This window comes from Sphingomonas sp. Leaf25 (genome assembly GCF_001421635.1).
Taxonomy (GTDB): domain Bacteria; phylum Pseudomonadota; class Alphaproteobacteria; order Sphingomonadales; family Sphingomonadaceae; genus Sphingomonas.
In genome coordinates, this window is the sequence record NZ_LMKU01000001.1 from 2,003 (window position 1) to 21,941 (window position 19,939).

27 protein-coding genes are annotated in these 19,939 nt (G+C 67.8%); 18 read left to right on the forward strand and 9 right to left on the reverse strand.

The window, feature by feature from the left end; all coding sequences use genetic code 11:
* Together ASE78_RS00010 and ASE78_RS00015 are read right to left on the reverse strand one after the other, a co-directional pair.
* A partial coding sequence (locus ASE78_RS00010; RefSeq protein WP_056491654.1) for a hypothetical protein occupies nucleotides 1-818 on the reverse strand: 818 nt, incomplete at its 3' end.
* A 75-nt stretch (nucleotides 819-893) separates the two neighbouring features.
* Nucleotides 894-1,316, reverse strand: a complete 423-nt coding sequence (locus ASE78_RS00015) for a CBS domain-containing protein (RefSeq protein WP_056491657.1) — start codon at nucleotides 1,314-1,316, stop codon at nucleotides 894-896.
* Between the two features lie 97 nt (nucleotides 1,317-1,413).
* On the opposite strand from ASE78_RS00015, the gene ASE78_RS00020 reads away from it, so the two are divergent.
* Nucleotides 1,414-1,716, forward strand: coding sequence for a hypothetical protein (locus tag ASE78_RS00020; RefSeq protein WP_056491660.1), 303 nt, complete (start codon nucleotides 1,414-1,416; stop codon nucleotides 1,714-1,716).
* Between the two features lie 250 nt (nucleotides 1,717-1,966).
* Here the strand turns inward: ASE78_RS00020 and rpmG are convergent, their stop codons facing one another.
* A complete protein-coding gene (gene rpmG / locus ASE78_RS00025; RefSeq protein ID WP_055761635.1) occupies nucleotides 1,967-2,134 on the reverse strand; it encodes a 50S ribosomal protein L33 in 168 nt (55 codons plus the stop codon).
* 181 nt (nucleotides 2,135-2,315) lie between these two features.
* On the opposite strand from rpmG, the gene ASE78_RS00030 reads away from it, so the two are divergent.
* The 4 genes from ASE78_RS00030 to ASE78_RS00045 all read left to right on the forward strand — a co-directional run bounded on the left by ASE78_RS00030 (nucleotide 2,316) and on the right by ASE78_RS00045 (nucleotide 5,432).
* A complete protein-coding gene (locus tag ASE78_RS00030) occupies nucleotides 2,316-2,591 on the forward strand; it encodes a hypothetical protein (protein ID WP_156351222.1) in 276 nt (91 codons plus the stop codon).
* A gap of 7 nt (nucleotides 2,592-2,598) precedes the next feature.
* Nucleotides 2,599-3,162 carry a TMEM165/GDT1 family protein gene (locus ASE78_RS00035; RefSeq protein WP_056491666.1) on the forward strand — a complete coding sequence of 188 codons (564 nt, stop codon included), beginning with the start codon at nucleotides 2,599-2,601 and terminating at the stop codon, nucleotides 3,160-3,162.
* Nucleotides 3,163-3,275: 113 nt separating this feature from the next.
* On the forward strand, nucleotides 3,276-3,767 hold the full coding sequence (locus tag ASE78_RS00040) for a Dps family protein (RefSeq protein WP_055761643.1): 492 nt from the start codon (nucleotides 3,276-3,278) through the stop codon (nucleotides 3,765-3,767).
* Between the two features lie 51 nt (nucleotides 3,768-3,818).
* On the forward strand, nucleotides 3,819-5,432 hold the full coding sequence (locus tag ASE78_RS00045; RefSeq protein WP_056491669.1) for a cisplatin damage response ATP-dependent DNA ligase: 1,614 nt from the start codon (nucleotides 3,819-3,821) through the stop codon (nucleotides 5,430-5,432).
* 46 nt (nucleotides 5,433-5,478) lie between these two features.
* On the opposite strand, the gene ASE78_RS00050 is transcribed toward ASE78_RS00045, so the two are convergent.
* From ASE78_RS00050 to ASE78_RS00060, 3 genes are read right to left on the reverse strand one after another with little or no spacing between them, the layout of a single operon-like run.
* Nucleotides 5,479-6,285, reverse strand: a complete 807-nt coding sequence (locus tag ASE78_RS00050; protein WP_235514819.1) for a glutaminyl-peptide cyclotransferase — start codon at nucleotides 6,283-6,285, stop codon at nucleotides 5,479-5,481.
* Nucleotides 6,286-6,322: 37 nt separating this feature from the next.
* On the reverse strand, nucleotides 6,323-7,255 hold the full coding sequence (locus ASE78_RS00055) for a glutathione S-transferase family protein (RefSeq protein WP_056491672.1): 933 nt from the start codon (nucleotides 7,253-7,255) through the stop codon (nucleotides 6,323-6,325).
* A 37-nt stretch (nucleotides 7,256-7,292) separates the two neighbouring features.
* The gene (locus ASE78_RS00060; protein ID WP_056491675.1) at nucleotides 7,293-7,613 is read right to left on the reverse strand and encodes a metalloregulator ArsR/SmtB family transcription factor; all 321 of its coding nucleotides are present in this window, start codon (nucleotides 7,611-7,613) and stop codon (nucleotides 7,293-7,295) included.
* Nucleotides 7,614-7,697: 84 nt separating this feature from the next.
* Here ASE78_RS00060 and ASE78_RS00065 point away from each other — a divergent pair, with 84 nt between their 5' ends.
* The 4 genes from ASE78_RS00065 to ASE78_RS00080 all read left to right on the forward strand — a co-directional run bounded on the left by ASE78_RS00065 (nucleotide 7,698) and on the right by ASE78_RS00080 (nucleotide 10,090).
* Entirely contained in the window at nucleotides 7,698-8,624 is a 927-nt protein-coding gene (locus ASE78_RS00065; protein ID WP_056491678.1) for an acyl-CoA desaturase, read from the forward strand.
* A complete protein-coding gene (locus ASE78_RS00070) occupies nucleotides 8,621-9,058 on the forward strand; it encodes a hypothetical protein (RefSeq protein WP_056491683.1) in 438 nt (145 codons plus the stop codon). The genes ASE78_RS00065 and ASE78_RS00070 overlap by 4 nt, the downstream gene beginning before the upstream one ends.
* 53 nt (nucleotides 9,059-9,111) lie before the next feature.
* Entirely contained in the window at nucleotides 9,112-9,567 is a 456-nt protein-coding gene (locus ASE78_RS00075; RefSeq protein ID WP_156351223.1) for a hypothetical protein, read from the forward strand.
* Nucleotides 9,568-9,637: 70 nt separating this feature from the next.
* Nucleotides 9,638-10,090 (forward strand): hypothetical protein, encoded by a 453-nt coding sequence (locus ASE78_RS00080; protein WP_056491690.1) that lies wholly within the window; start codon nucleotides 9,638-9,640, stop codon nucleotides 10,088-10,090.
* A gap of 28 nt (nucleotides 10,091-10,118) precedes the next feature.
* Here the strand turns inward: ASE78_RS00080 and ASE78_RS00085 are convergent, their stop codons facing one another.
* Nucleotides 10,119-10,475 (reverse strand): bleomycin resistance protein, encoded by a 357-nt coding sequence (locus tag ASE78_RS00085; RefSeq protein ID WP_056491693.1) that lies wholly within the window; start codon nucleotides 10,473-10,475, stop codon nucleotides 10,119-10,121.
* 87 nt (nucleotides 10,476-10,562) lie between these two features.
* Nucleotides 10,563-11,429, reverse strand: a complete 867-nt coding sequence (locus ASE78_RS19825) for a cold-shock protein (protein WP_056491696.1) — start codon at nucleotides 11,427-11,429, stop codon at nucleotides 10,563-10,565.
* 304 nt (nucleotides 11,430-11,733) lie between these two features.
* On the opposite strand from ASE78_RS19825, the gene ASE78_RS00095 reads away from it, so the two are divergent.
* From ASE78_RS00095 to ASE78_RS00125, 7 genes are all read left to right on the forward strand, one after another.
* On the forward strand, nucleotides 11,734-12,354 hold the full coding sequence (locus ASE78_RS00095; protein WP_056491699.1) for a ribonuclease D: 621 nt from the start codon (nucleotides 11,734-11,736) through the stop codon (nucleotides 12,352-12,354).
* Nucleotides 12,347-12,985 carry an LPS export ABC transporter periplasmic protein LptC gene (gene lptC, locus ASE78_RS00100; protein WP_056491702.1) on the forward strand — a complete coding sequence of 213 codons (639 nt, stop codon included), beginning with the start codon at nucleotides 12,347-12,349 and terminating at the stop codon, nucleotides 12,983-12,985. The genes ASE78_RS00095 and lptC overlap by 8 nt, the downstream gene beginning before the upstream one ends.
* Before the next feature lie 5 nt (nucleotides 12,986-12,990).
* Nucleotides 12,991-13,536: an LptA/OstA family protein gene (locus ASE78_RS00105; RefSeq protein WP_056491705.1), complete on the forward strand. Its 546-nt coding sequence runs from the start codon at nucleotides 12,991-12,993 to the stop codon at nucleotides 13,534-13,536.
* Nucleotides 13,537-13,661: 125 nt separating this feature from the next.
* Nucleotides 13,662-14,447, forward strand: coding sequence for an LPS export ABC transporter ATP-binding protein (lptB, locus tag ASE78_RS00110; RefSeq protein WP_055761683.1), 786 nt, complete (start codon nucleotides 13,662-13,664; stop codon nucleotides 14,445-14,447).
* 1 nt (nucleotide 14,448) lies between these two features.
* Nucleotides 14,449-15,927 carry an RNA polymerase factor sigma-54 gene (gene rpoN / locus ASE78_RS00115; RefSeq protein ID WP_056491708.1) on the forward strand — a complete coding sequence of 493 codons (1,479 nt, stop codon included), beginning with the start codon at nucleotides 14,449-14,451 and terminating at the stop codon, nucleotides 15,925-15,927.
* A 165-nt stretch (nucleotides 15,928-16,092) separates the two neighbouring features.
* Nucleotides 16,093-16,509, forward strand: a complete 417-nt coding sequence (locus ASE78_RS00120; protein ID WP_056491711.1) for a hypothetical protein — start codon at nucleotides 16,093-16,095, stop codon at nucleotides 16,507-16,509.
* A 346-nt stretch (nucleotides 16,510-16,855) separates the two neighbouring features.
* A complete protein-coding gene (locus ASE78_RS00125) occupies nucleotides 16,856-17,533 on the forward strand; it encodes a hypothetical protein (protein ID WP_056491714.1) in 678 nt (225 codons plus the stop codon).
* 577 nt (nucleotides 17,534-18,110) lie between these two features.
* Here the strand turns inward: ASE78_RS00125 and ASE78_RS00130 are convergent.
* Nucleotides 18,111-18,782 carry a glutathione S-transferase family protein gene (locus ASE78_RS00130; protein WP_055761691.1) on the reverse strand — a complete coding sequence of 224 codons (672 nt, stop codon included), beginning with the start codon at nucleotides 18,780-18,782 and terminating at the stop codon, nucleotides 18,111-18,113.
* Between the two features lie 44 nt (nucleotides 18,783-18,826).
* Here ASE78_RS00130 and ASE78_RS00135 point away from each other — a divergent pair, with 44 nt between their 5' ends.
* Nucleotides 18,827-19,396 carry a hypothetical protein gene (locus ASE78_RS00135; RefSeq protein WP_156351224.1) on the forward strand — a complete coding sequence of 190 codons (570 nt, stop codon included), beginning with the start codon at nucleotides 18,827-18,829 and terminating at the stop codon, nucleotides 19,394-19,396.
* 113 nt (nucleotides 19,397-19,509) lie between these two features.
* The gene (locus tag ASE78_RS00140; protein ID WP_082466913.1) at nucleotides 19,510-19,938 is read left to right on the forward strand and encodes a DoxX family protein; all 429 of its coding nucleotides are present in this window, start codon (nucleotides 19,510-19,512) and stop codon (nucleotides 19,936-19,938) included.
* Nucleotide 19,939: the final 1 nt, after the last annotated feature.

The following is a 19,939-nucleotide window of genomic DNA, read 5'->3' on the forward strand; positions in this document are numbered from 1 at the left end:
TCGTTCCAGAAATTGAAATAACGCGCATAAGGCAGCAGCACCGGATCGGGATCGTTGGCGACGACGAAATTCGCCGCGACCTGCTCGCTGCCCCAGCGCCGCCACTGCGACACGCCGATGATCCGGTCCATTTCCAGCGACAGCGATTCGGCCAGCCCCCGGCCGTCGTCACTCCGCGCGAAACCGGCGAAACCGGCGCAGCCGCGCACATAGCGCAGCGATTCGCGCCCCGGCACGTCGATCCGGCCGAGCACCGCTTCCGACGCATCCTGCACATGGGTCGCGGGCGAGCGCGGATCGACCGGCCGCCTTGTCGCGACGAATGCCGCCACCGGCATCAACCGCGCATCGCCTTCGCCGAGCAGGGTGAAGCTGCGCCCGGCATCGATCGCCGCCGCGACCTCCGCCACCGGCCCCAGCGTTACCGTGTCCGAATCGAGCTGGATCACATAGTCGCGCACGCGCAGGTCGAGGATGGTCAGCAACCGCTCCCATACGTCGCGGCGCGGGCAGGGATCGGTCGCGACATCGTCGATCGCGACGATCCGGGGGTTGCCCAGATGCGCCGCCAGCACCGCCTTGTCCTCCGGCGTCAGCGTCCCGTCGTCGAGGATCACCACCCGCCCGCGCCCCAGATGATGGAGCAGCGATTTGACCGCGACGAGATAGGGCAGCAGCACCGCCCCGCCGATCATCGAGAAGATCACGACTCCGTCGTCGCGCACGACCGCCGGCGGCGTCGTCAGGATGCCGCGCGCCAGCCGGCGGTGTCGCCACTGTTTCCAGTGCCAGTTGAGATGTTCGCCGAGCGAGGCCATGTCCGGGTCCTATCGGCCGACGATTAAGGCGGCGTCAACGGGGTGGCCGGATCAGACTGGCGCTGGCCCCATCCCCTACCCCTGCTGGATATAGTCGCGCATCGCCGACGCCTCGGCCTCGATCCCGTCGATGCGATATTTGACGAGGTCGCCGATCGAGACGAAGCCGATCAGCGCACTACCCTCCACCACCGGCAGGTGACGGATGCGCCGGTCGGTCATCAGCGCCAGCGCGCCGAGCACCGACTGGTCGCGGGTCACGGTGACGACCGGCGTCGTCATCCGTTGTCCGACCACCGTATCGAGCGCCTCGCCACCGCCGTCCGCCAGCGATCGGATGACATCGCGTTCCGAAAAGATGCCGACGACCTCCCCGCCCCGCAGCACCGGCACCGCGCCGATCCGGTGCCGCGCCAGCAGCGCGATGACCTCGGTCACGGCCATATCGGCGTCGACCGCCACTATCGCGCGGTCCTGAATGATTCGTCCGATCGTCATCTGCCTGTTCCCTCTCCTGTGCCCCGCTTCGTCGCGTTCCGGTGCGCGAGCGGGTTCCCGAGTTGAGACTTTCACGGTTCGCGCGCATTGGAAAGCCATGGAACAGGATCTGGACGATCCCGCCTATGCCGCCTTCGCATGGGGGCGGTTCCGGCGGATGCTGGCATGGATGGCGCTGCTGTCGCTGATCGCGGCGCTCGCCGCGCTGGCTGGCATCTGGTGGTGGATCGGCGGCATGAACTGGGTGATCGCGCTCGCGACGATCGCTGGGGTCGGGCTGTCGGTGCTGCTCGGCACCGCGCTCATGGGGCTGGTGTTCCTGAGCAACGGATCGGGCCACGACGCGGCGGTCGATTCGTTCAATGCCCCGCGTGATCCGGGGCGCGATGTGGAGCGCTAGGGATTGATCCATCCACCTTCAAACAAGCATCATCCCGGCGAAGGCTGGGATCTCCCGGTGGCGGAGAGGCGACAGGAGCCGCTTGAGGCCCCAGCCTTCGCTGGGGCGACGGCTAGACGCGATGGATCGGACACGAGGTTCGATCCGGTTCGCCCGGTCGGCCTCAAAACGACAAGGCCCGCCGGTCGCACCCATGGCGACCGGCGGGCCTTGGCCAAAGCGGCACCCCCGTCACCGGGGGCGCAGGCGCTTACTTGATCTTCGCTTCCTTGAAGTCGACATGCTTGCGCACGACCGGGTCGTACTTGCGGAAGGTCAGCTTCTCGGTCTGGTTGCGCGGGTTCTTCTTGGTGACATAGAAGAAGCCGGTGTCGGCCGAGCTGACGAGCTTGATCTTGACGGTGGTCGGCTTTGCCATGACCCAAAAACCCCTTGGGCCTGACGCCCCAAAATTGACAACGAAAAGCGGCCCGCCATGCGCGGACCGCTGCATGACCGGAGCGCATGGTCCAACCGGTCGGCGAAGTCAAGACCAAGCACCTTCACGCCCCCGTAACCAATCATCCTTAGGTTGTAAAACAACAGCTTCGGGAGAGACGGTGATGCGAATCGAAAGCGCCCATATCGACGCGGAACATGCGTTCGCGCGCGGCGGCCATAGCGAACTGGACGCGATTCGGGCGATCGCCCATGCGCGCGACAACCTGCCCGCGCTGTCGGTGCTGGCGGTGGTCGACGCCGCACTGGCGCGGGGCGAGCGGCGCTCGATCGCCGAATGGACCGCGCTGGCGCGCGAGGCGGTGCGCTGCGGCCGGAGCGATCCGGCGACTGCGCAGAGCTTCGCCGCCGCCTGCGCCGTCCGCATGGCCGACTGATTCGGGGTTGGACCCGCTCGTTCCCGCGTTCGTCGCGGTGTTGCTCGCCGGCTGGACCGACAAGCCGGCGGCGCTAGCGGCGGTGCTCGCCGACCGGTTCGGCGCGCGCGCGGTGTGGCCCGGCGCGGTGCTGGCGCTGGCCGGGGGATTCGCGCTGGCCGTCGTCGGCGGCGTACTGGTCGCGCCGATGCTCGCCCCAAACGCCCGCGCGCTGTTGCTCGCGCTGGCGCTGCTGTCGGCCGGGGCGGCGGCGATGTGGCGCGGCGGGCGGTTCGACCGGCTGGAGGGGTGGAAGCTTCCCGGCAGCCTCACGTCGCTGCTCGGGCTGTTCATCCTGACGCTGGGCGATCGCAGCCAGTTCCTCGTCTTTGCGCTGACTGCGCGGACGCCCGAACCATGGCTGGCGGTGATCGGCGGCACGCTGGCCGCCACGATCCCGATCGTCGCAGCGGCGATCCTCGGCGAGCGCGACTGGCAGCGGCTGCCGCACCGCGCGATCGGCGTCGGCGCGGGCGGGCTGTTACTGATAACCGGCGCGGTGATCGGCCTTTCCGCGCTACGGCTGCTCTGATCCGGTCTGATCCAGCGCGTCGATCACCGCATCCGGAATTTCCGCCACGCCTCCACGGGAAAGATTCGCCACCGCGATCGTTGCCCACGCGACCCCATCATGGAGAACGCCCCGTGACCAATCCTGCGCTCGACACGCCGACCGATCTGCCCAACAACAAGACCGTGACGGTCGCCGACGGCCTCAACGCCGCGCTGTCGGACTGTTTCACTTTGTATCTCAAGACCAAGAACTTCCACTGGCACGTCTCCGGCCCGCATTTCCGCGACTATCACCTGATGCTCGACGATCAGGCGTCGCAGATTCTCGCCGTCACCGACGTGATCGCCGAGCGGGTGCGCAAGACCGGCAACACCACGTTGCGCTCGATCGGCGACATCGCGCGGCGCAGCGCGATCAAGGACAATGACAAGGACTTCGTGAAGCCCGACGACATGCTCGCCGAGCTGCGCGACGACAATCTCAAGCTGGTCGAGCGCTTCCGCGAAGCGCGCGAAGCCGCCGAAGACGCTGGCGACACCGCCACCAGCAGCCTTGCCGACGACTGGATCGACCAGGCCGAGGAACGCGCCTGGTTCCTATTCGAAGCCGCGCGCAAGGGCTGATCGACCGGCGGGGCGGGCGGCATTACCCCCGCCCCGCAGCTCGCGCCGCCCATGCGCGCCTTCGCCGACCTTCTCGACCGACTGGTCTATACCCGGTCGCGCAACGCCAAGCTGGCGCTGATCGGCACCTATCTGCGCGCGACGCCCGACCCCGACCGGGGCTGGGCGATCGCCGCATTGACCGGCGACCTCGATCTGCCCGCCGTCAAATCCGCCGCGATCCGCGCGCTGATCGTCGAACGGGTCGACCCGGTGCTGTTCGCGCTCAGCCGTGATTTCGTCGGCGACACCGCCGAGACGGTCGCGCTGCTGTGGCCCGATCCGCCTGCGGGCACCGCGACCCCCGGCGACTCGCTCAGTCTCGACAGCGTCGTCACCCGTCTCGCCACCCTGCCCCGTGCGCAGGCGCCGGCGGCACTCGCCGGGATGCTCGACCGGCTCGATTCGGACGAACGCTATGCGCTGCTGAAACTCGCCACCGGGGGCCTGCGCGTCGGCGTGTCCGCCCGTCTCGCCAAGACCGCGTTGGCGCAGGCGTTCGCCCTCGACGTCGATGCGGTCGAGGAGGTGTGGCACGGCATCGCCCCGCCCTATGCCGAACTGTTCGACTGGGCCGAGGGGCGCGCGGAACAGCCGCATGCCGCCGACCTGCCGGTGTTCCGCCCGTTCATGCTGGCGCATCCGCTCGACGATCTGGTCGTCGACCTCGCCGACTATGCCGCCGAATGGAAATGGGACGGCATTCGCGTGCAACTGGTCCATGTCGGCGGCGAGACGCGGCTCTACAGCCGCGCGGGCGACGACATCACCGCCGCCTTTCCCGAAGTCGCCGCCGCCTTCCGCACGCCGGGCGTCCTCGATGGCGAGTTGCTGGTGCGCGGCGACGGTCAGGGCGCGGCGCTCCATGCCGAGGACAGCGGCGCGGCCAGCTTCAACGCGCTGCAACAGCGGCTGGGGCGGAAGGTCGTGCCGAAGGCGATGCTGGCCGATTATCCCGCCTTCGTCCGCCTCTACGACATCCTGTTCGACGGCGGCGAGGATCTGCGCGAGCTGCCGTGGGACCAGCGGCGGGCGCGGCTTGAAACGTTCGTGCCGCGGCTCGATCCCGTCACCTTCGATCTCTCCCGCCTGATCGACGCCGCCGATTTCGCCGCGCTCACCAGCTTGCGCGCCGGCGCGCGCGATGCGGCGATCGAGGGGGTCATGCTCAAACGGCGCACCTCGCCCTACGTGTCGGGGCGGCGCGTCGGGCTGTGGTATAAATGGAAGCGCGATCCGTTGGTCGCCGATTGCGTGCTGATGTATGCGCAGCGTGGCAGCGGCAAGCGATCGTCGTTCTACAGCGACTATACCTTCGGCTGCTGGACCGCCGATCCGGCCGATGGCGGCGAATTGTTGCCCGTCGGCAAGGCCTATTCGGGGTTCACCGATGCCGAGCTGAAGGACCTCGACCGCTTCGTGCGCCAGCACACGACCACCCGCTTCGGCCCCGTCCGCGAGGTGGAGAAGTCGCTGGTGTTCGAGGTGGCGTTCGATTCGATCCACGCCTCCAAACGCCACAAATCGGGAGTCGCGATGCGCTTCCCCCGCATCAGCCGCATCCGCCGCGACAAACCGGCCGCCGAAGCGGACCAGATCGCGACGTTGCTCAAACTGGTGAGTTGACCAGACACCCCGTCACCCGGGACGCGTTCCAGGGTGACGATCGCGGTCAACCGGCCGCCACCGGCTCCAGCGCGATCTCGAACAGCGTCGGCCACCATTTGCCCGTCACGAACAATCGCTTGGCCCCGGCATCCCATGCGATGCCGTTCAGCACCGCTTCGGGGTCGAGCGGCCCCAGTTCGGCGCGGAGCGGCGCCAGATCGACCAGCGCATCGACCACCCCGGTCGCGGGATCGATCCGCACGATATAGTCGCGGTGCCAGATATTGCCCCACAGCTTGCCGTCGATCATCTCCAGCTCGTTGAGATTATGCACCGGCCGCCCGTTCGCCGTCACCGTCACCCGGCGCTGCTCGGCAAAGGTCGTGGGGTCCATGAAGCGCAGCTCGGGCGTCCCGTCCGACAGGATCAGCGATCGGCCGTCGCTCGCCAGCCCCCAGCCCTCGCCCGGATAGCGCGCATTGCCGCGCAGCTTGAGCGTCTTCGCGTCCCAGCGATGCGCGATCCCGTCCTGCCACGTCAGGCTGACCAACGTATCGCCCTGTAGCGCCAGCCCCTCGCCGAACTGCCGCCCCGGCAGCTTCGCGCGCGCCAGCACCTTGCCATCGGCCAGCCGCACCCGGCGCACGTCGGAGACGCCGGGCTGGCCGGTACTCTCGAACAACTGCCCGTCGTGCCATACCAGCCCCTGGGTGAACGCGGTGCGATCATGCGGATAGCGCGCGACGATCCGCGCGGCGATCCCCTCGACCGCGACCGGCGCGGTGACGGCCGGCGGCGGGGTCTGCGCGCTTGACCCGGTCGCGATCAGGAGGGCGGGCGCCAGCCAGCGCAGGAAACTCGTCATCGCCATGGCTTGGTCGCTCCTCGCTTGCCGCTCGCTGAACCGTTCAGAACGGCACCGCCGGCCCGGCCGGCACGATGCCGCTGGGATTGATGCCGGGATGGCTACGATAATAATGCTGCTTGATCTGGTCGAGGTCGATCGTCGCGGCGACTCCGGGCAACGCCGCGATCCGCTCCGTCAGCGCGCGCAGCCGGGGATAGTCGACCAACCGGCGGATGTTGCACTTGAAATGCCCGTGATAGACCGGGTCGAACCGCACCAGCGTAGTGAACAGGCGGATGTCGGCCTCGGTCAGCCGCCCACCGACCAGCCAGTCGCCCGTCAGCCGCGTCTCCAGCCAGTCGAGCGAGTCGAACAGGCCATGGACCGCCTCGTCATAGGCTTCCTGCGATTGGGCGAAGCCCGCGCGGTACACGCCGTTGTTGACGCTGTGATAGACCCGGTCGTTCATCGGATCGATCTCGTCGCGCAGCTCGGGCGGATAATAATCGCCCGGCTTGGCCCCCAGATCGTCGAACGCGGTGTTCAGCATGCGGATGATCTCGGCCGATTCGTTGTTGACGATCCGCCGCTCGCGCTTGTCCCACAACACCGGCACCGTGACCTTGCCGGTCATGCCGGAATCGGCAATCGCATAAAGCTGGTGGAGGTGCTCCACCCCCTCCACCGGATCGCCGCTCCCGCCGAACCGTTCGGCGAAGCTCCAGCCGCATTCGCCCATGATCGGCCCGACCACCGTCACCGGCAGCAGCTCCTCCAGCCCTTTGAGCGCACGCACCACCAATGTGCGATGCGCCCATGGACAGGCGAGGCTGACATAGAGGTGATAGCGATCTGCCTCCGCCGCATATCGGCTGGACCCGTCGGCGCTCAGCCGGTCGCGAAAGCCGCTGTCGGCGCGCTGGAACCGGCCCTTGTCGTCGGTCGGCGCGACCGGCGTTTCGTTGGTCCAGCGTCCGTCCTGCAACATGCCCATCGCGTAATTCCCTGTAGCCGAAGCGCTGCAACGCGCCTCAGGGGGTGTCGGGTTCCCGCGCCGCGCGCGCCGCCGCGCTCTCGCGCTTGAGCGGACGGCCGACCGGACAGACTTCCTGCACGAAGCCGTTCAGCGTGTTGGTGAGATTGTCGGGCACCAGCGCATAGAACACGAACTGCCCGCGCTTCTCGCTGCGCACCAGCCCCGCCGCCTCCAGCACCGACAGATGCTGCGAGATCGACGGCTTGGACATCTCGAACCGCGCAGCGATCTCGCCCGCGCTCATCTCGGCATGGGCGAGATAGGCGAGGATCTTGCGTCGCGGCACCGACGCCAGGGCTTCGAACACACGTTGCATGGCGCATGATCTAGGCGTTCGCACCGCGCTTGACAAACATGCTTCGCTATTTAGGTATATACCTAATTACCGAAAGGACGCCTTATGGCGATGTCAACAGCACGGATGAAGGCGGACCCCGACACCTCGGCAACCGACGGCCGGGTGCGCTGGGCACCGGTCCGCTCGCTGTGGATCGGGGGCATGACGCTGGCGGCACTCACCGCCGCGCCGTTCCACACGACCTGGGGCAGCGTGGCGCTGTTCCTCGTCACCAGCGGCGTGACCTTGTGCGCGGGCCATTCGGTCGGGCTGCACCGGCTGCTGATCCATCGCAGCTTCGTCGCCCCGCGCTGGCTCGAACGGCTGCTGGTCTATCTCGGCACGCTCGTGGGCATGGCCGCGCCGCTCGGCATGGTGCGGCTGCACGACACGCGCGACTGGGCGCAGCGGCAGACCGACTGCCATCCGCTCCACGCCCATCGCGCCCGCCCGTTGCGCGATGCGTGGTGGCAGATGCACTGCCGGCTCGACCTCGCGCATCCGCCGCGCTTCGTCCCCGAAGCCTATCTGCGCGACGATCGCTTCCTGCGCTGGCTGGAGGCGAGCTGGATGGCGCAGCAACTGCCATGGGCGCTGGTCTTCCTCGCGATCGGCGGCTGGCCGTGGGTCGTGTGGGGGGTGCCGGTGCGAGTCGCGGTGAGCGTCACCGGCCACTGGCTGGTCGGCCACATCACCCACCGCCACGGCCCGCAGGGCTGGGCGGTCGACGGCGTCGCGGTGCAGGGCCACGACCTGCCCGCCGCCGCGCTCCTCACCTTCGGCGAGGCGTGGCACGGCAACCACCACGCCTTTCCCGACTCGGCCCGGCTGGGGATCGAACCCGGCCAGCATGATCCGGGCTGGTGGCTGCTGCTGGCGCTGCGCCGCGTGGGGCTGGTGCACGACCTCAACGAACCGGCGCACCTGCCGCCACGCGCAGGGGTGCGGCGGGTGGGGCCGGTCGAGCTGCGGGCGGGAGGGATCGCGTGAATAGTGTCGCAGCGCCTTCCGTCTGCCTGCGTATCGGCTCGCTGATCGTCGCCACCGTTGCCGGAGTCGTGATCGTCATCGCGCTGTGGCTGGTGCGCGGGATTCTCGCCACCGGAGGTCGACTTGCATTTAGCTGGTGGAGGATGTTCGACTTCCTGCCGCTGACCATCATCGTCGGGTCGCTCATCGCCATCCCCTTCTGCCTGATGATCGGCCTGCCATTATGGCATCTGGCCGTGGGATCGGGCCGGCAGAGTCGCCGCGACGCGCTTCGCTTCGGGCTGATCGTCGGCGCGATCATCGGGCTGGCGATGGCCGTCTTCGGCGTGAACGATGGCGCATGGTATGACGAGCCACTCGATTTTCTCGGCTATTGCCTTGCCGGCCGCTGCGCCGGGTCCATCACCCACCGCGCCGCCTATCCACCCGGCTGATGTTTCGTGGCGCAACCGTTGCCTTGACGAATCGCTCGAACCGGAGCCGCCTGATGACCGAACAACCCGATCGATTCTTGTCGCTTGAGCGCAAGCTCACCGCACTTTCGCTTGCCGCCGTGGTCGGCGTCATCGTCAACCTTGCGTTCGACTATGCGCGCGCCGTGATCATCAGCACGGGCCAGAACGGGATAGCGGATGCGCTGCCTCCGGCTTTCTGGGCGTTCTACATCGCCTTCGGGTCCTTAATCGCGGTGCCGGTCTGCCTCGTCATCGGCATGCCGCTCTGGTATTTCGCCGAGCGCGCCGGATGGCGCAGCCGGCACAAGGCCATACAATTGGGCACGCTTGCCGGCGCGATCGTCAGTATCGGCTTTGTGCTGCTGGCCGGCCCACAACAGCTTGTCCGCGCCGGCTACGCCGGACTGTGGGAATTCGCAGGATTCTGCATTGCGGGTGCGGCTGGCGGCCTGGTCGCACACTTCGTCGCATCCGGCGTCGACCGGTGACGGACACAGCATGGACCCGTCGCGCTACCGGCTCACGCCTTTCCTTACCCGCCATCGAAAGCCAGACGCCATGATCGACCATTCCGACCTCACGCCCGGCCATCGCGCATGCGCGTTGTCGCTCGCCGCCGTCGTCGGTGTCATGGTCGACGTGTTTCTGTGGCAACTGCGCCCCGCGCTCGCCAACTGGCAGGGCGGCCTTGGCTTCACCCTGCCGCCGTTCGGCTTCTTTGCCCTGTGCATCGTCGTCGGATCGTTCGTCGCGATCCCGCTCTGCCTCGCCATAGGCATGCCGCTGTGGCACCTCGCCGCGCGCGCCGGGCGGCGGCGCAGGCGGGATGCGCTGGGGTTCGGCGTGCTGACCGGGGCGGTCGTCGGCGCGTTGATGCTTGCGACAAGCCTGTCCCGCGAAGACGCAGTCGGCGGGATCGACCGCGACGCGCTCCTCGACTTCCTCGATTATTGCGCCGCCGGTGCCTGCGCCGGACTGGTCGTCCACCGCGCGGCCTTTTCCCGCGAATAGCGGCCAACCGCTCTGATCCGACGACCGCTCAAGGGTTCTGGATTAGCCGGAGCAACGACCCGTCGGGATCGAGCAGCGCGCCGATGCGCAAACCGTGCTGCATCGTCGGCGGGTGCAGCCGGGGAAAGCCGATGGTCGCCTCCGGGATGCCCGCCGCCAATGCCATGCGGTACAACCCGTCGAGATCGTCGAGCCGCAGGCAACTGCCGAAGCTGCTCGTCGCCGGATCGAGGTCGGGGTACGGGAAAAACTCCAGCAGCAGGTCGCCCCGGCGCAGGATCATCCAGCCGCCATCGCGCCATTCCTCCGCGAAGCCCAGCGCCGCATAGAAACCGGCGGTCGCCGCGAAATCGCGCGACGGCAGGTTCGGGGTCGCCTGATCCATCGGACATTGCCTCCCGTCTCACGAACAAGAAAAAGGCCGGCCACCCTTTCGAGTGACCGGCCCCTTGTCTTCGCGATCGCGAGACCCTCAAAGCTTGTTGAGGTTCACCGCTGCGTGCTTGCCGCGACGATCGACTTCGAGCTCGAATTCGAGCTTGTCGCCTTCGTTGAGCGTCGGGAGACCCGCGCGCTCGACGGCCGAGATGTGCACGAACGCATCGGGCTGTCCGTCGTCGCGCTGAATGAAGCCGAAGCCCTTCATCGCATTAAAGAACTTGACCGTCCCGGTCGCGCGCTCGCCGGTGAGCTGACGCTGCGGGCCACCCATGCCACCGGCACTGCCGCCGGCGCGGGGTTCACGCGGTTCGCGCGGCGCGCCACCACCACCGGTGGCAGCCATCGGCTCGCCATCGATCTTCAGGTCGGTCGCCGAGATGCGGCCGCCACGATCGACGAGCGTGAAGCCCATCGGCTGACCTTCGGCCAGCGCGCTGAGGCCCGCCTGTTCGACCGCCGAGATGTGGACGAACACGTCTTCGCCGCCGTCATCACGCACGACGAAGCCGAAACCCTTCTGCGCGTTGAAGAACTTGACCACGCCCGTCGCCTCGCCGACGACCTGCGGGGGCATGCCGCGGCCACCGCCGCCGCCGCCGCCACCACCGAAGCCGCCACCGCCGCCGCCGCGGAAACCACCGCCGCCGCCGCCGAAGCCGCCACCGCCGCCACGATCACCGTAGCTGCTGCCGCCGCCGCCGAACCCGCCGCTGCTGCCGCCGCCGAAGCCACCGCCGCCGCCGAACCCGCCGCCGCCGAAGCCACCACGATCGCCGCCGCCGAAGCCGCCGCCACCGAAGCTGCTGCCGCTGCTGCTGCCGCCTTCGTCACCAAAACCGTCGCGCTTGTCCCTGCCGCGCCCACCGCGCTCGCCGCGCCGTCCTCGATCGAAACTCATTGCCCTGTTCGTCTTCCCGGTTCGCCCAAATTCATCCTAAACCCAAGCGCCGAGCGAAAAACGCAGGTGTTCGGGCACCACCAGACCGGGTGCCACTTCCCTGCCATAACCGAAAAGTCGGTGCGCCCAAACGAATTTCGCGGACGCAATCGTTTCGCACCCCCGATCCACGACGAGTTGTGGCGAAAGCGGCACAGAACTACGGCGCATCGGGCGCAATTCCCGTGCGATCGCTTGGACCTGCCCGGTACGAATCGACGATCGCGCCATTGAGCCGCACCCGCGAAGCCGCTAGGCGCAGGCGATGACCGTCCATTTCCATGAAGAAGACCTGCCCGAAGGCGTGTTCGCGCCCGGCACCGACATCGCCGTCGATACCGAGACGATGGGCCTCATCACCCCGCGCGACCGGCTCTGCGTCGTCCAGCTATCCGACGGCGGGCAGGACCAGCATCTCGTCCGCTTCAACCCGGGCAGCGATTATGCCGCGCCGAACCTGAAGGCGGTGCTCGCCGATCCGGCGCGGGTGAAGCTCTATCATTTCGGCCGGTTCGATCTGGCGGCGATCGACCATTATCTGGGCGTCACCGCCGGCCCGGTGTTCTGCACCAAGATCGCGTCGCGACTCGTGCGCACCTACACCGACCGCCACGGGTTGAAGGAACTGGTGCGCGAACTGCTCGGCCAGGATATTTCCAAGCAGCAACAGTCGTCCGACTGGGGCGGCCCGGTGCTGTCGGACGCGCAGCGCGACTATGCCGCCTCCGACGTGCGCTTCCTCCACGCGCTGCGCGAGGAACTGAGCAAGCGGCTAGCGCGCGAGGGGCGTACCGCGCTGGCGCAGGCGTGTTTCGACTTCCTGCCGCACCGCGCGCGGCTCGATCTGGCGGGCTGGCCGGAGACGGACATCTTCGCCCATGTCTGAGGTCGCCCGCCTGGAGCGGAGCCGGCGGCAACGCCGCGCCGCGCCGGGCAGCGCCCACGACCGGCGCATCGCCTTCCTGCTGGTGGCGCTCCCGATCGCGATCGGGGTGCTCGCCGCATTCCTCGTCATGGCCCCGCTGTTCATGCGCGGCGATACCAGCTTCATGCTCGACAAGAACAAGGTCGACATCGCGCAGGAACGCATGCGGCTGCGCGCCGCCGAATATCGCGGACAGGATGCCAAGGGGCAGCCGTTCGTCATCGACGCCCGTTCGGCGGTGCAGAAAAGCTCGGCCGAACCGGTCGTGCAGTTGCAGGAACTGGCCGCCGCGATCCGCCTGCCCGACGGGCCGGCGCGCCTCACCGCGCCGCGCGGCCGCTATGACATGGCCTCCGAACAGGTCGACGTGCTGGGGCCGATCCGCTTCCGCGCCGCCGACGGCTATTCGCTCGATACGACCAACGCGACGGTCGATCTCAAGACCCGGAAATTGCAGAGCGGCAGCGCCGTCACCGGCACGACGTCGATGGGCGTCTTCAGCGGCGACCGGCTCGACGCCGATCTCGAGTCGCGCACCGTGCGCCTCACCGGCAATGCGCGCTTGCGTATCGACCCGGCACGCACGAAATAGCCGCGATGATTCGCACCGCGCTTCCGAGCTTCGTCGTCACCGCCGCGCTGCTGGCGCTGGCCGGCCCCGTGCTCGCGCAGGCGCGCCACGACTCGAACGCGCCGATCGATTTCTCGGCCAACGCCATCGAATTGCAGGACAAGGCAAATCGCGCGGTGCTGACCGGCGGTGTCACCATCCGCCAGTCGACGATGACGATGACCGCCGACCGCGTCACCGTCGCCTATACCGGTCAGGTGACGGCCGGCGCCTCGCCGCAGGCATCGCGGATGGACGCGACCGGCAATGTCGTCGTCACCCGTCCCGATCAGACCGCACGGTCGCGCTTCGCCGTCTATGACGTGGGCGCGCGCGTCGTGACGATGATCGGCGGCGTGCGGCTGACACAGGGGGCCAATACGCTGACCGGCGGACGGCTGTCGATCAACCTCGACACCGGCCGCGCGACGATCGACGGATCGGGCGTCGGCAGTCCCGCGACGCCGGGCGGCACCGTTACCCAGGGCGGCGGGCGCGTGACCGGACGATTCTCGGTGCCCAAGCGCAACTGATCGCGGTTTCCGGGCACGTCGCGGCGGTGCGATCTTTCCTTTCGCGTGCCCGTGATGCAACAATCCTGCCAAATCACCGGTGGTAAGCACCTGCTAACCACCGACATGCGATCAGGACGCCGCCGATGACCGACACGACCCTCCTCAGCCCGGCGGCCAACACGCCGCCGATCGCCGAACCGCCGAGCGACCATGGCCTGTCGGTCGTGTCGATCGCCAAATCCTATGACAAGCGGGTCGTGCTGTCCGACGTGTCGATGTCGGTCGGGCGCGGCGAGGTCGTCGGCCTGCTCGGCCCCAATGGCGCGGGCAAGACGACCAGCTTCTATTCCGCCATGGGGCTGGTGAAGCCCGACGCCGGCCGCATCCTGCTCGACGGCGAGGACATCACCGCACTGCCGATGTATCGCCGCGCGATCCTCGGCCTCGGCTATCTGCCGCAGGAAACGTCGATCTTTCGCGGATTGTCGGTCGAAAAGAACATCCTCGCCGTGCTCGAACTGGCCGAGCCGGACAAGGCGCGGCGCGCCGCGCGGCTCGAACAGTTGCTCGAGGAATTCGGCCTCACCCGCCTGCGCACCGCCGCCGCGATGGCGCTGTCGGGCGGCGAGCGCCGCCGCGCCGAAATCGCCCGCGCGCTGGCCGCCAATCCGACGATCATCCTGCTCGACGAACCCTTCGCCGGGATCGACCCGATCTCGATCGCCGACATCCGCGACCTCGTCATCCAACTCAAGTCGCGCGGCATCGGCGTGCTCATCACCGACCACAATGTCCGCGAGACGCTGGAAATCGTCGACCGCGCCTACATCATCTACGACGGGCGCGTGCTGTTCGCCGGATCGCCCGCCGAACTGGTCGCCGACGCCAACGTCCGCCGCCTCTATCTTGGCGAAGGGTTCGAACTCTAAAGTGAGTCTCGCCCCGCGCCTCGACCTGCGCCAGTCGCAATCGCTGGTGATGACGCCGCAGTTGCAGCAGGCGATTCGCCTGCTCGCGCTGTCGAATCTCGAGGTCGAGGGATTCATCGCCGAGGAGATCGAGAAGAACCCGCTGCTCGATTCGGGCGGTGGCGACGACGACGGCGGCCCGGCCGAACCGGTCGAGATCGCCCCCTCCGGCGAACCGGCCGGATCGGACGAACTGCTGATGGGTGGGAGCGGCAGCGAATCGCTCGACGTCGATCCGGGCGACACCTTCCACCACGACGGCCCGTCCGACGGCGTCGGCAGCCTCGACGGCGGCCTCGGGCTGGCCGCGACCGGCAGCGGCGGGTTCGACGACGCGCCCGATCTCGACGCGCTGGCCGGCGACGACCTCTCGCTGATCGACTATCTGCTGCAACAGGCCGGGACCAGCGTCGCCGGCAGCGACCTGTTCATCGCCAGCGCGATCATCGACCAGATCGACGAGTGCGGCTATCTCTCCGCCTCGCTGCTCGACATCGCGACCCGCCTCGGCGTCCCGCTCGCCCGCGTGGAAGCGGTGCTCGGCATCGTCCAGACCTTCGATCCCAGCGGCGTCGGCGCGCGCAGCCTGGCGGAATGCCTGACGATCCAGGCGAAGGAGGCCGATCGCTACGATCCGTGCATGGCGCGGCTGATCGACAATCTCGATCTCGTCGCGCGCGGCGCGCTGCCGCAACTGCGCCGCATCTGCGACGTCGACGACGAAGACCTCGCCGACATGATCCGCGAGTTGCGCGGCTATGATCCCAAACCCGGCTGCCGCTTCGGCGGCGAACGCACCCAGTCGGTCGTCCCCGACCTGTTCGTCGCGCCGCGCGCGGCGGGCTGGGCGGTCGAGATCAACGGCGCGACGCTGCCGCGCGTCCTCGTCAATCGCGGCTATTATGCCGAACTGTCGACCGGCGGGACCAAGGCGTCGAAGGCATGGCTGTCCGACTGCCTCGCCAGCGCCAACTGGCTGGTCAAGGCGCTCGACCAGCGCCAGCGCACCATCCTGAAGGTCGCGACCGAGATCGTGAAGCAGCAGGAGGCCTTCTTCCGCCACGGCGTCGCGCACCTGCGCCCGCTGACGCTGGCGAAAGTGGCGGAGGCGATCGAGATGCACGAATCGACCGTCAGCCGCGTGACCTCGAACAAATATCTCTCCTGCCCGCGCGGCCTGTTCGAGCTGAAATATTTCTTCACCTCGGCGATCCAGTCGGCCGACGGCGGCGAGGCGGTGTCGGCGCTGGCGGTCAAGGACGCGATCCGTACCCTGATCGCGCAGGAGGATGCCAAGAAGATCCTCTCCGACGACACGCTGGTCGAACTGTTGCAGGCGAAAGGCTTCGACATCGCGCGGCGGACCGTCGCCAAGTATCGCGAGTCGCTCGGGCTGGGATCGTCGGTGCAACGCCGCCGGCAGAAGGCGCTGGGGCATTAGGCGCGACTGACTTCCCGAGGCAACAGGTGGAAGCCGGTTGTAACGGGCCGACGGGCGTTGTTGTGAGGATGTCGACCTTCGTCCAGTTGCGGACGTTGGCCTGCGATGCGAAGCTGCGCAGGCCAACGAGGAGGACGACCCATTCCCATCCTGCTACGATCTTTCGTGCTTGCCGCCATCCTGCCGACGCTTCCGGTCGGTGCGGACGCCGCTGTGCCTGCCGCTGATCGCGCTTTCGCCGCCGCGCTCAACGGTTCGCCTGTCCGGGTCCTGCAAGCCAAGGACTTCAAGGAACTGAAGCGCGGCACGATAGCCGGCGTCGAATTGCCTGATCGCTGCACACTGCGATTGACGCTGCAGGGACTGACCCAACTGGAAACAGTGTCCCTGGGAGAGCTGCATTTCGTGCAAGGCGACGGCGTAAGCATCGACATTGCCTCGCGCACGGGTGAGCAGCGCGAGTACGTCATCCAGATTGGCCAAAAGCGATACGCGCAAGCCTCCCGGCTGCTGACGTCGCGCGCGACTAGCTGCGGCGCCAAGCTTGTCGGTCCGCCACCCATCGTGACGAAAGGCGGCTGACGTTCGGTTCGTCCGGATTTCGTCCTGCGTCCGCTTTCCACCCTGATCGCGACAATCGCTGTCCGCATCCTCTAACTACCCGGTTCCCTCTACCTTCGCGATGCGGCTATCAAGTGGCGACCGGCACCTTCCCTCGCCAGCTGCCCGCCACTCGTTCCGGGCAGGAAAATGGCAGATCGCCGTTCGATCTACCCGAAACGGATCGATCTTCTCCGCCAATCCCGGCTCACGCCCTCACTCCGTCCAATCCGGTGCCAGTCGCCGAAGCGTCGCCCGCCCTCGTCCAGTAGGACCGGGGCGGGGCGTTCTTTCCGGGTTTGCGATCATCGAACGACGGGGGGAACCGATGCGAACCTATCTGCTCGCGGCGCTCGGCGCGCTGCTGCCGGCGACGGCATTTTGTCAGGAAACACCGGCGATCTTGGCGCAGCCCGCCGCCACTGCCGACACGAAGGTGGCCGCCGACAAGGCCGCCGCCGGATCGGGCAAACAGAATTTCAGCGGCGTCGATTTCGGCATCGGCCTGTCGATGTCCTATGATCTCGGCAACAACGACCGGGTGCTCGATGCGTCGATCGTCGACGGCGTGGTCCGGGTGAACCGGACGGAGAATATCCGGGCGCGGGTCGTCCTCGAACTCCATCATTTCTGGACCCCGACGTTCAGCGCGTCACAGCGCGCCGCCGATCATGGCTATTGCCAGGACTTCGGCACCGGTTCGCGCGAATACAAGAATTGCCGCTCGGCGCTCGCCGATTTTGGCATCGGGCCGTTCATCGCATTCCAGCCGGGCAGCGACAAGGTGATCGACGCGATCGGTGCGGGCGTGCTGGTCGGCCTGCGCCGTGGCGACGATCGCAAGTCGAGCTTCAATCTCGGCATCGGCGTGTTCTACGACGTCGATGCGCAAATCCTCGGCAAGGGCTTCGTCGAGAACCAGCCGCCGCCCGGCAACGAAACCGAGGTCCGCTTCCGCCGCCAGTCGCAAAGCGGGCTGCTGTTCCTCTCGTCCTATTCGTTCTGAACCGGGCTGTCCTACAGGGCGGCGGCCTGTCAGGATTGGTGACGCTCTTCGACAATTGAATCAACGACGTACCCGGTCCGGCCGATGCCGGGGTGCGCTGCAGTGCCAAACCCGCCGCGAGTGTAAACTTTGTAAACTTTGGGGGGAATTACTCCGGTCAGGACCCGCCCCGCCCCGCCGCAACGCGCCAACCCTGCCGCCCCTATCGTCATTCCGGCGAAGGCCGGAATCCATACACGCTGACGATGCGACTCCTGACCGGGAGCCGTTCCGATCGACCTAACACCCGCCACGGGCAGAGCCCGTGTCGTCGGACGGCGCCGTCAGCGCCGCCGGCCGGGCGCGCCTCGGGCGGCTTGGCGTAGCTTCGCTACGCCTTGCCCGGCGCGCCATCGTCATTCCGGCGAAGGCCGGAATCCATACACGCTGACGGTGCGCTTCCTGACCGGTAGCTGTTCCAAGCGACCCAACACCCGCCACGGGCAAAGCCCGTGTCGTCGGACGGCGCTGGCAGCGCCGCCGGCCGGGCGCGCCTACTGCGGCTCGGTCCAGCTACGCTGGACCTTGCCCGGCGCGCCTACACATCCAATTTCTCGTAATCCGCCGGCGGTGGCACCCCCTCCATCCGCTCGGCAAGCAGCGGCCGGAAGCTCGGGCGGCTCTTCATGCCGATGTACCACCGCTTGGCGAGGTCATGGGTCTTGAAGTCGATGCCCCCCAGATAATCGGCGATCGAGATCTGCGCCGCCGCCGCCAGATCGGCCAGACTCATCGTCGATCCCCCCAGCCATTGCCGGTGGTCGAGCAGATAATCGATATAGTCGAGATGCTCGACCGCCGCCTTCATCGCCTCGCGCAGCGCTTTCGTGTCGGGCGACTGGCGATGGACGATGCGCTTCTCCATCCGCTCCATCAGCAACGGGCCGGTGATCTCGCGGTAGAATTGCGTGTCGAACCACGTCACCAGCCGCCGCTGCTCGGCACGGTCGGCGGCGCTGCCGTTCAGCATCGCCGGGCGGTCGCCGGTCTCCTCGATGAACTCGCAGATCGCCATCGAATCGATCAGCCGGATGCCCAGCGCCTCATCGATCATCACCGGGGTCTGTCCGGCGGGGTTGAGGTGAAGGAACTCGTCGCGCCTGGCCCATGGCGATTCGCGCACCGGCTGATAGCCGATGCTCTTTTCGGCCAGCAGCAGGCGGACCTTCCGCGAGAAGGGACAAAGCGGGAATTGCAGGAGCTGCCACATACTCTCGTGTTAGGCGGGGCAATTGCTCGGTGGAAGGGGGTTCGGTGGGTTTGCTCGTATCGCTGCTGTGGCTGGTCGCGGCGCTGCTGGTCGCGCGCTTCGCCACGCGGCCGTGGGTGGAGGGGGTGGCGGCGGTGCTGGCGGGGGTTGCCGGTACGACGCTGCCCGATCTCGACCTGCTGCTGCCGCTCGGCCATCGCAGCGGCCTGACCCATTCGCTGCTGCCGTTGCTGCTCGCCTTCACCGTGCGCAACTGGCGGCCGGTGCTGGGCGGCCTCGCGATCGGGATCGGGCTGCATCTGGCCGCCGACGTGTTCCCCAATGCGATGCGCGGCTTCGCGACGGTCAAGCTGCCGGGCATCGGATCGATCGGGGCCGGGGCGTCCTACGGCTGGCTCGGGGTACAGGCGTTGCTGGCGACGCTCGTCGGCGTCGCCCTGCTCGTCACCCGGCTGCCGGTACGGATCGCAGGCGTGGGGGCGGTGCTGCTGATCGCGATCGGCGTCGCCTATCTCCACGCCACCGACGGCGGCTGGCCGGCGCTGTGCGTTTATGCGGCATTTGGCTGGGCGGCGGTACGGCGACGCTCGACATCCGATAGGATGAATGGATAGGATAGCGCGGTGTGTCGAGCGGCCCAATGCCCTCGACGTCTCCGGGGGGCGGCGAAGTGGGTCGCACCGGCCATGCGTATGCAACCATCGCCCGCCCTGTGGAGAGTATCCCCATGCCTGCCGCTTCCGTGTCCCGTCGTATCGGCCAGTTGCTCAGCGCGACCGTCGTGGTGCTGCTGCTGATCGATGGGGCGGTACAATTGTTCCAGCCCGCGCTGGTCGCCCAGGAGATGATCCGCAGCGGCTGGCCGATGGAGATGGCCCCGGTGGTCGGCGGCATCGCGCTCCTGTGCGCGCTGCTCTACGCCATTCCGCAGACGGCGGTGATCGGCGCGATCCTCATCACCGGCTTCGTCGGTGGCGCGATCGCGACGCATCTCCGCCTGAACGAGATCGGATCGCCCGACGAACTGATCTGCGCCGCGATCGGCATCGCGGCATGGGCCGGCCTGTGGCTGCGCGGCCGGATCAGCCGCGAACCCGAAACGATGCAGCCCAACACCCGCCTCAGCAGCCGCGCACCGAACCGCCGCCCGGTATAGG

Coding starts and splice junctions, on each gene's coding strand:
- ASE78_RS00050 (WP_235514819.1), bottom strand. CDS start 6,285: ATGGCGATGACGAGTTTCCTGCGCTGGCTGGCGCCCGCCCTCCTGATC.
- ASE78_RS00045 (WP_056491669.1), top strand. CDS start 3,819: ATGCGCGCCTTCGCCGACCTTCTCGACCGACTGGTCTATACCCGGTCG.
- ASE78_RS00060 (WP_056491675.1), bottom strand. CDS start 7,613: ATGCAACGTGTGTTCGAAGCCCTGGCGTCGGTGCCGCGACGCAAGATC.
- ASE78_RS00105 (WP_056491705.1), top strand. CDS start 12,991: ATGATTCGCACCGCGCTTCCGAGCTTCGTCGTCACCGCCGCGCTGCTG.
- ASE78_RS00085 (WP_056491693.1), bottom strand. CDS start 10,475: ATGGATCAGGCGACCCCGAACCTGCCGTCGCGCGATTTCGCGGCGACC.
- ASE78_RS00080 (WP_056491690.1), top strand. CDS start 9,638: ATGATCGACCATTCCGACCTCACGCCCGGCCATCGCGCATGCGCGTTG.
- ASE78_RS00140 (WP_082466913.1), top strand. CDS start 19,510: ATGCCTGCCGCTTCCGTGTCCCGTCGTATCGGCCAGTTGCTCAGCGCG.
- lptC (WP_056491702.1), top strand. CDS start 12,347: ATGTCTGAGGTCGCCCGCCTGGAGCGGAGCCGGCGGCAACGCCGCGCC.
- ASE78_RS19825 (WP_056491696.1), bottom strand. CDS start 11,429: ATGAGTTTCGATCGAGGACGGCGCGGCGAGCGCGGTGGGCGCGGCAGG.
- rpmG (WP_055761635.1), bottom strand. CDS start 2,134: ATGGCAAAGCCGACCACCGTCAAGATCAAGCTCGTCAGCTCGGCCGAC.
- ASE78_RS00130 (WP_055761691.1), bottom strand. CDS start 18,782: ATGTGGCAGCTCCTGCAATTCCCGCTTTGTCCCTTCTCGCGGAAGGTC.
- ASE78_RS00055 (WP_056491672.1), bottom strand. CDS start 7,255: ATGGGCATGTTGCAGGACGGACGCTGGACCAACGAAACGCCGGTCGCG.
- ASE78_RS00075 (WP_156351223.1), top strand. CDS start 9,112: ATGACCGAACAACCCGATCGATTCTTGTCGCTTGAGCGCAAGCTCACC.
- ASE78_RS00065 (WP_056491678.1), top strand. CDS start 7,698: ATGGCGATGTCAACAGCACGGATGAAGGCGGACCCCGACACCTCGGCA.
- ASE78_RS00095 (WP_056491699.1), top strand. CDS start 11,734: ATGACCGTCCATTTCCATGAAGAAGACCTGCCCGAAGGCGTGTTCGCG.
- ASE78_RS00020 (WP_056491660.1), top strand. CDS start 1,414: ATGGAACAGGATCTGGACGATCCCGCCTATGCCGCCTTCGCATGGGGG.
- lptB (WP_055761683.1), top strand. CDS start 13,662: ATGACCGACACGACCCTCCTCAGCCCGGCGGCCAACACGCCGCCGATC.
- ASE78_RS00125 (WP_056491714.1), top strand. CDS start 16,856: ATGCGAACCTATCTGCTCGCGGCGCTCGGCGCGCTGCTGCCGGCGACG.
- ASE78_RS00015 (WP_056491657.1), bottom strand. CDS start 1,316: ATGACGATCGGACGAATCATTCAGGACCGCGCGATAGTGGCGGTCGAC.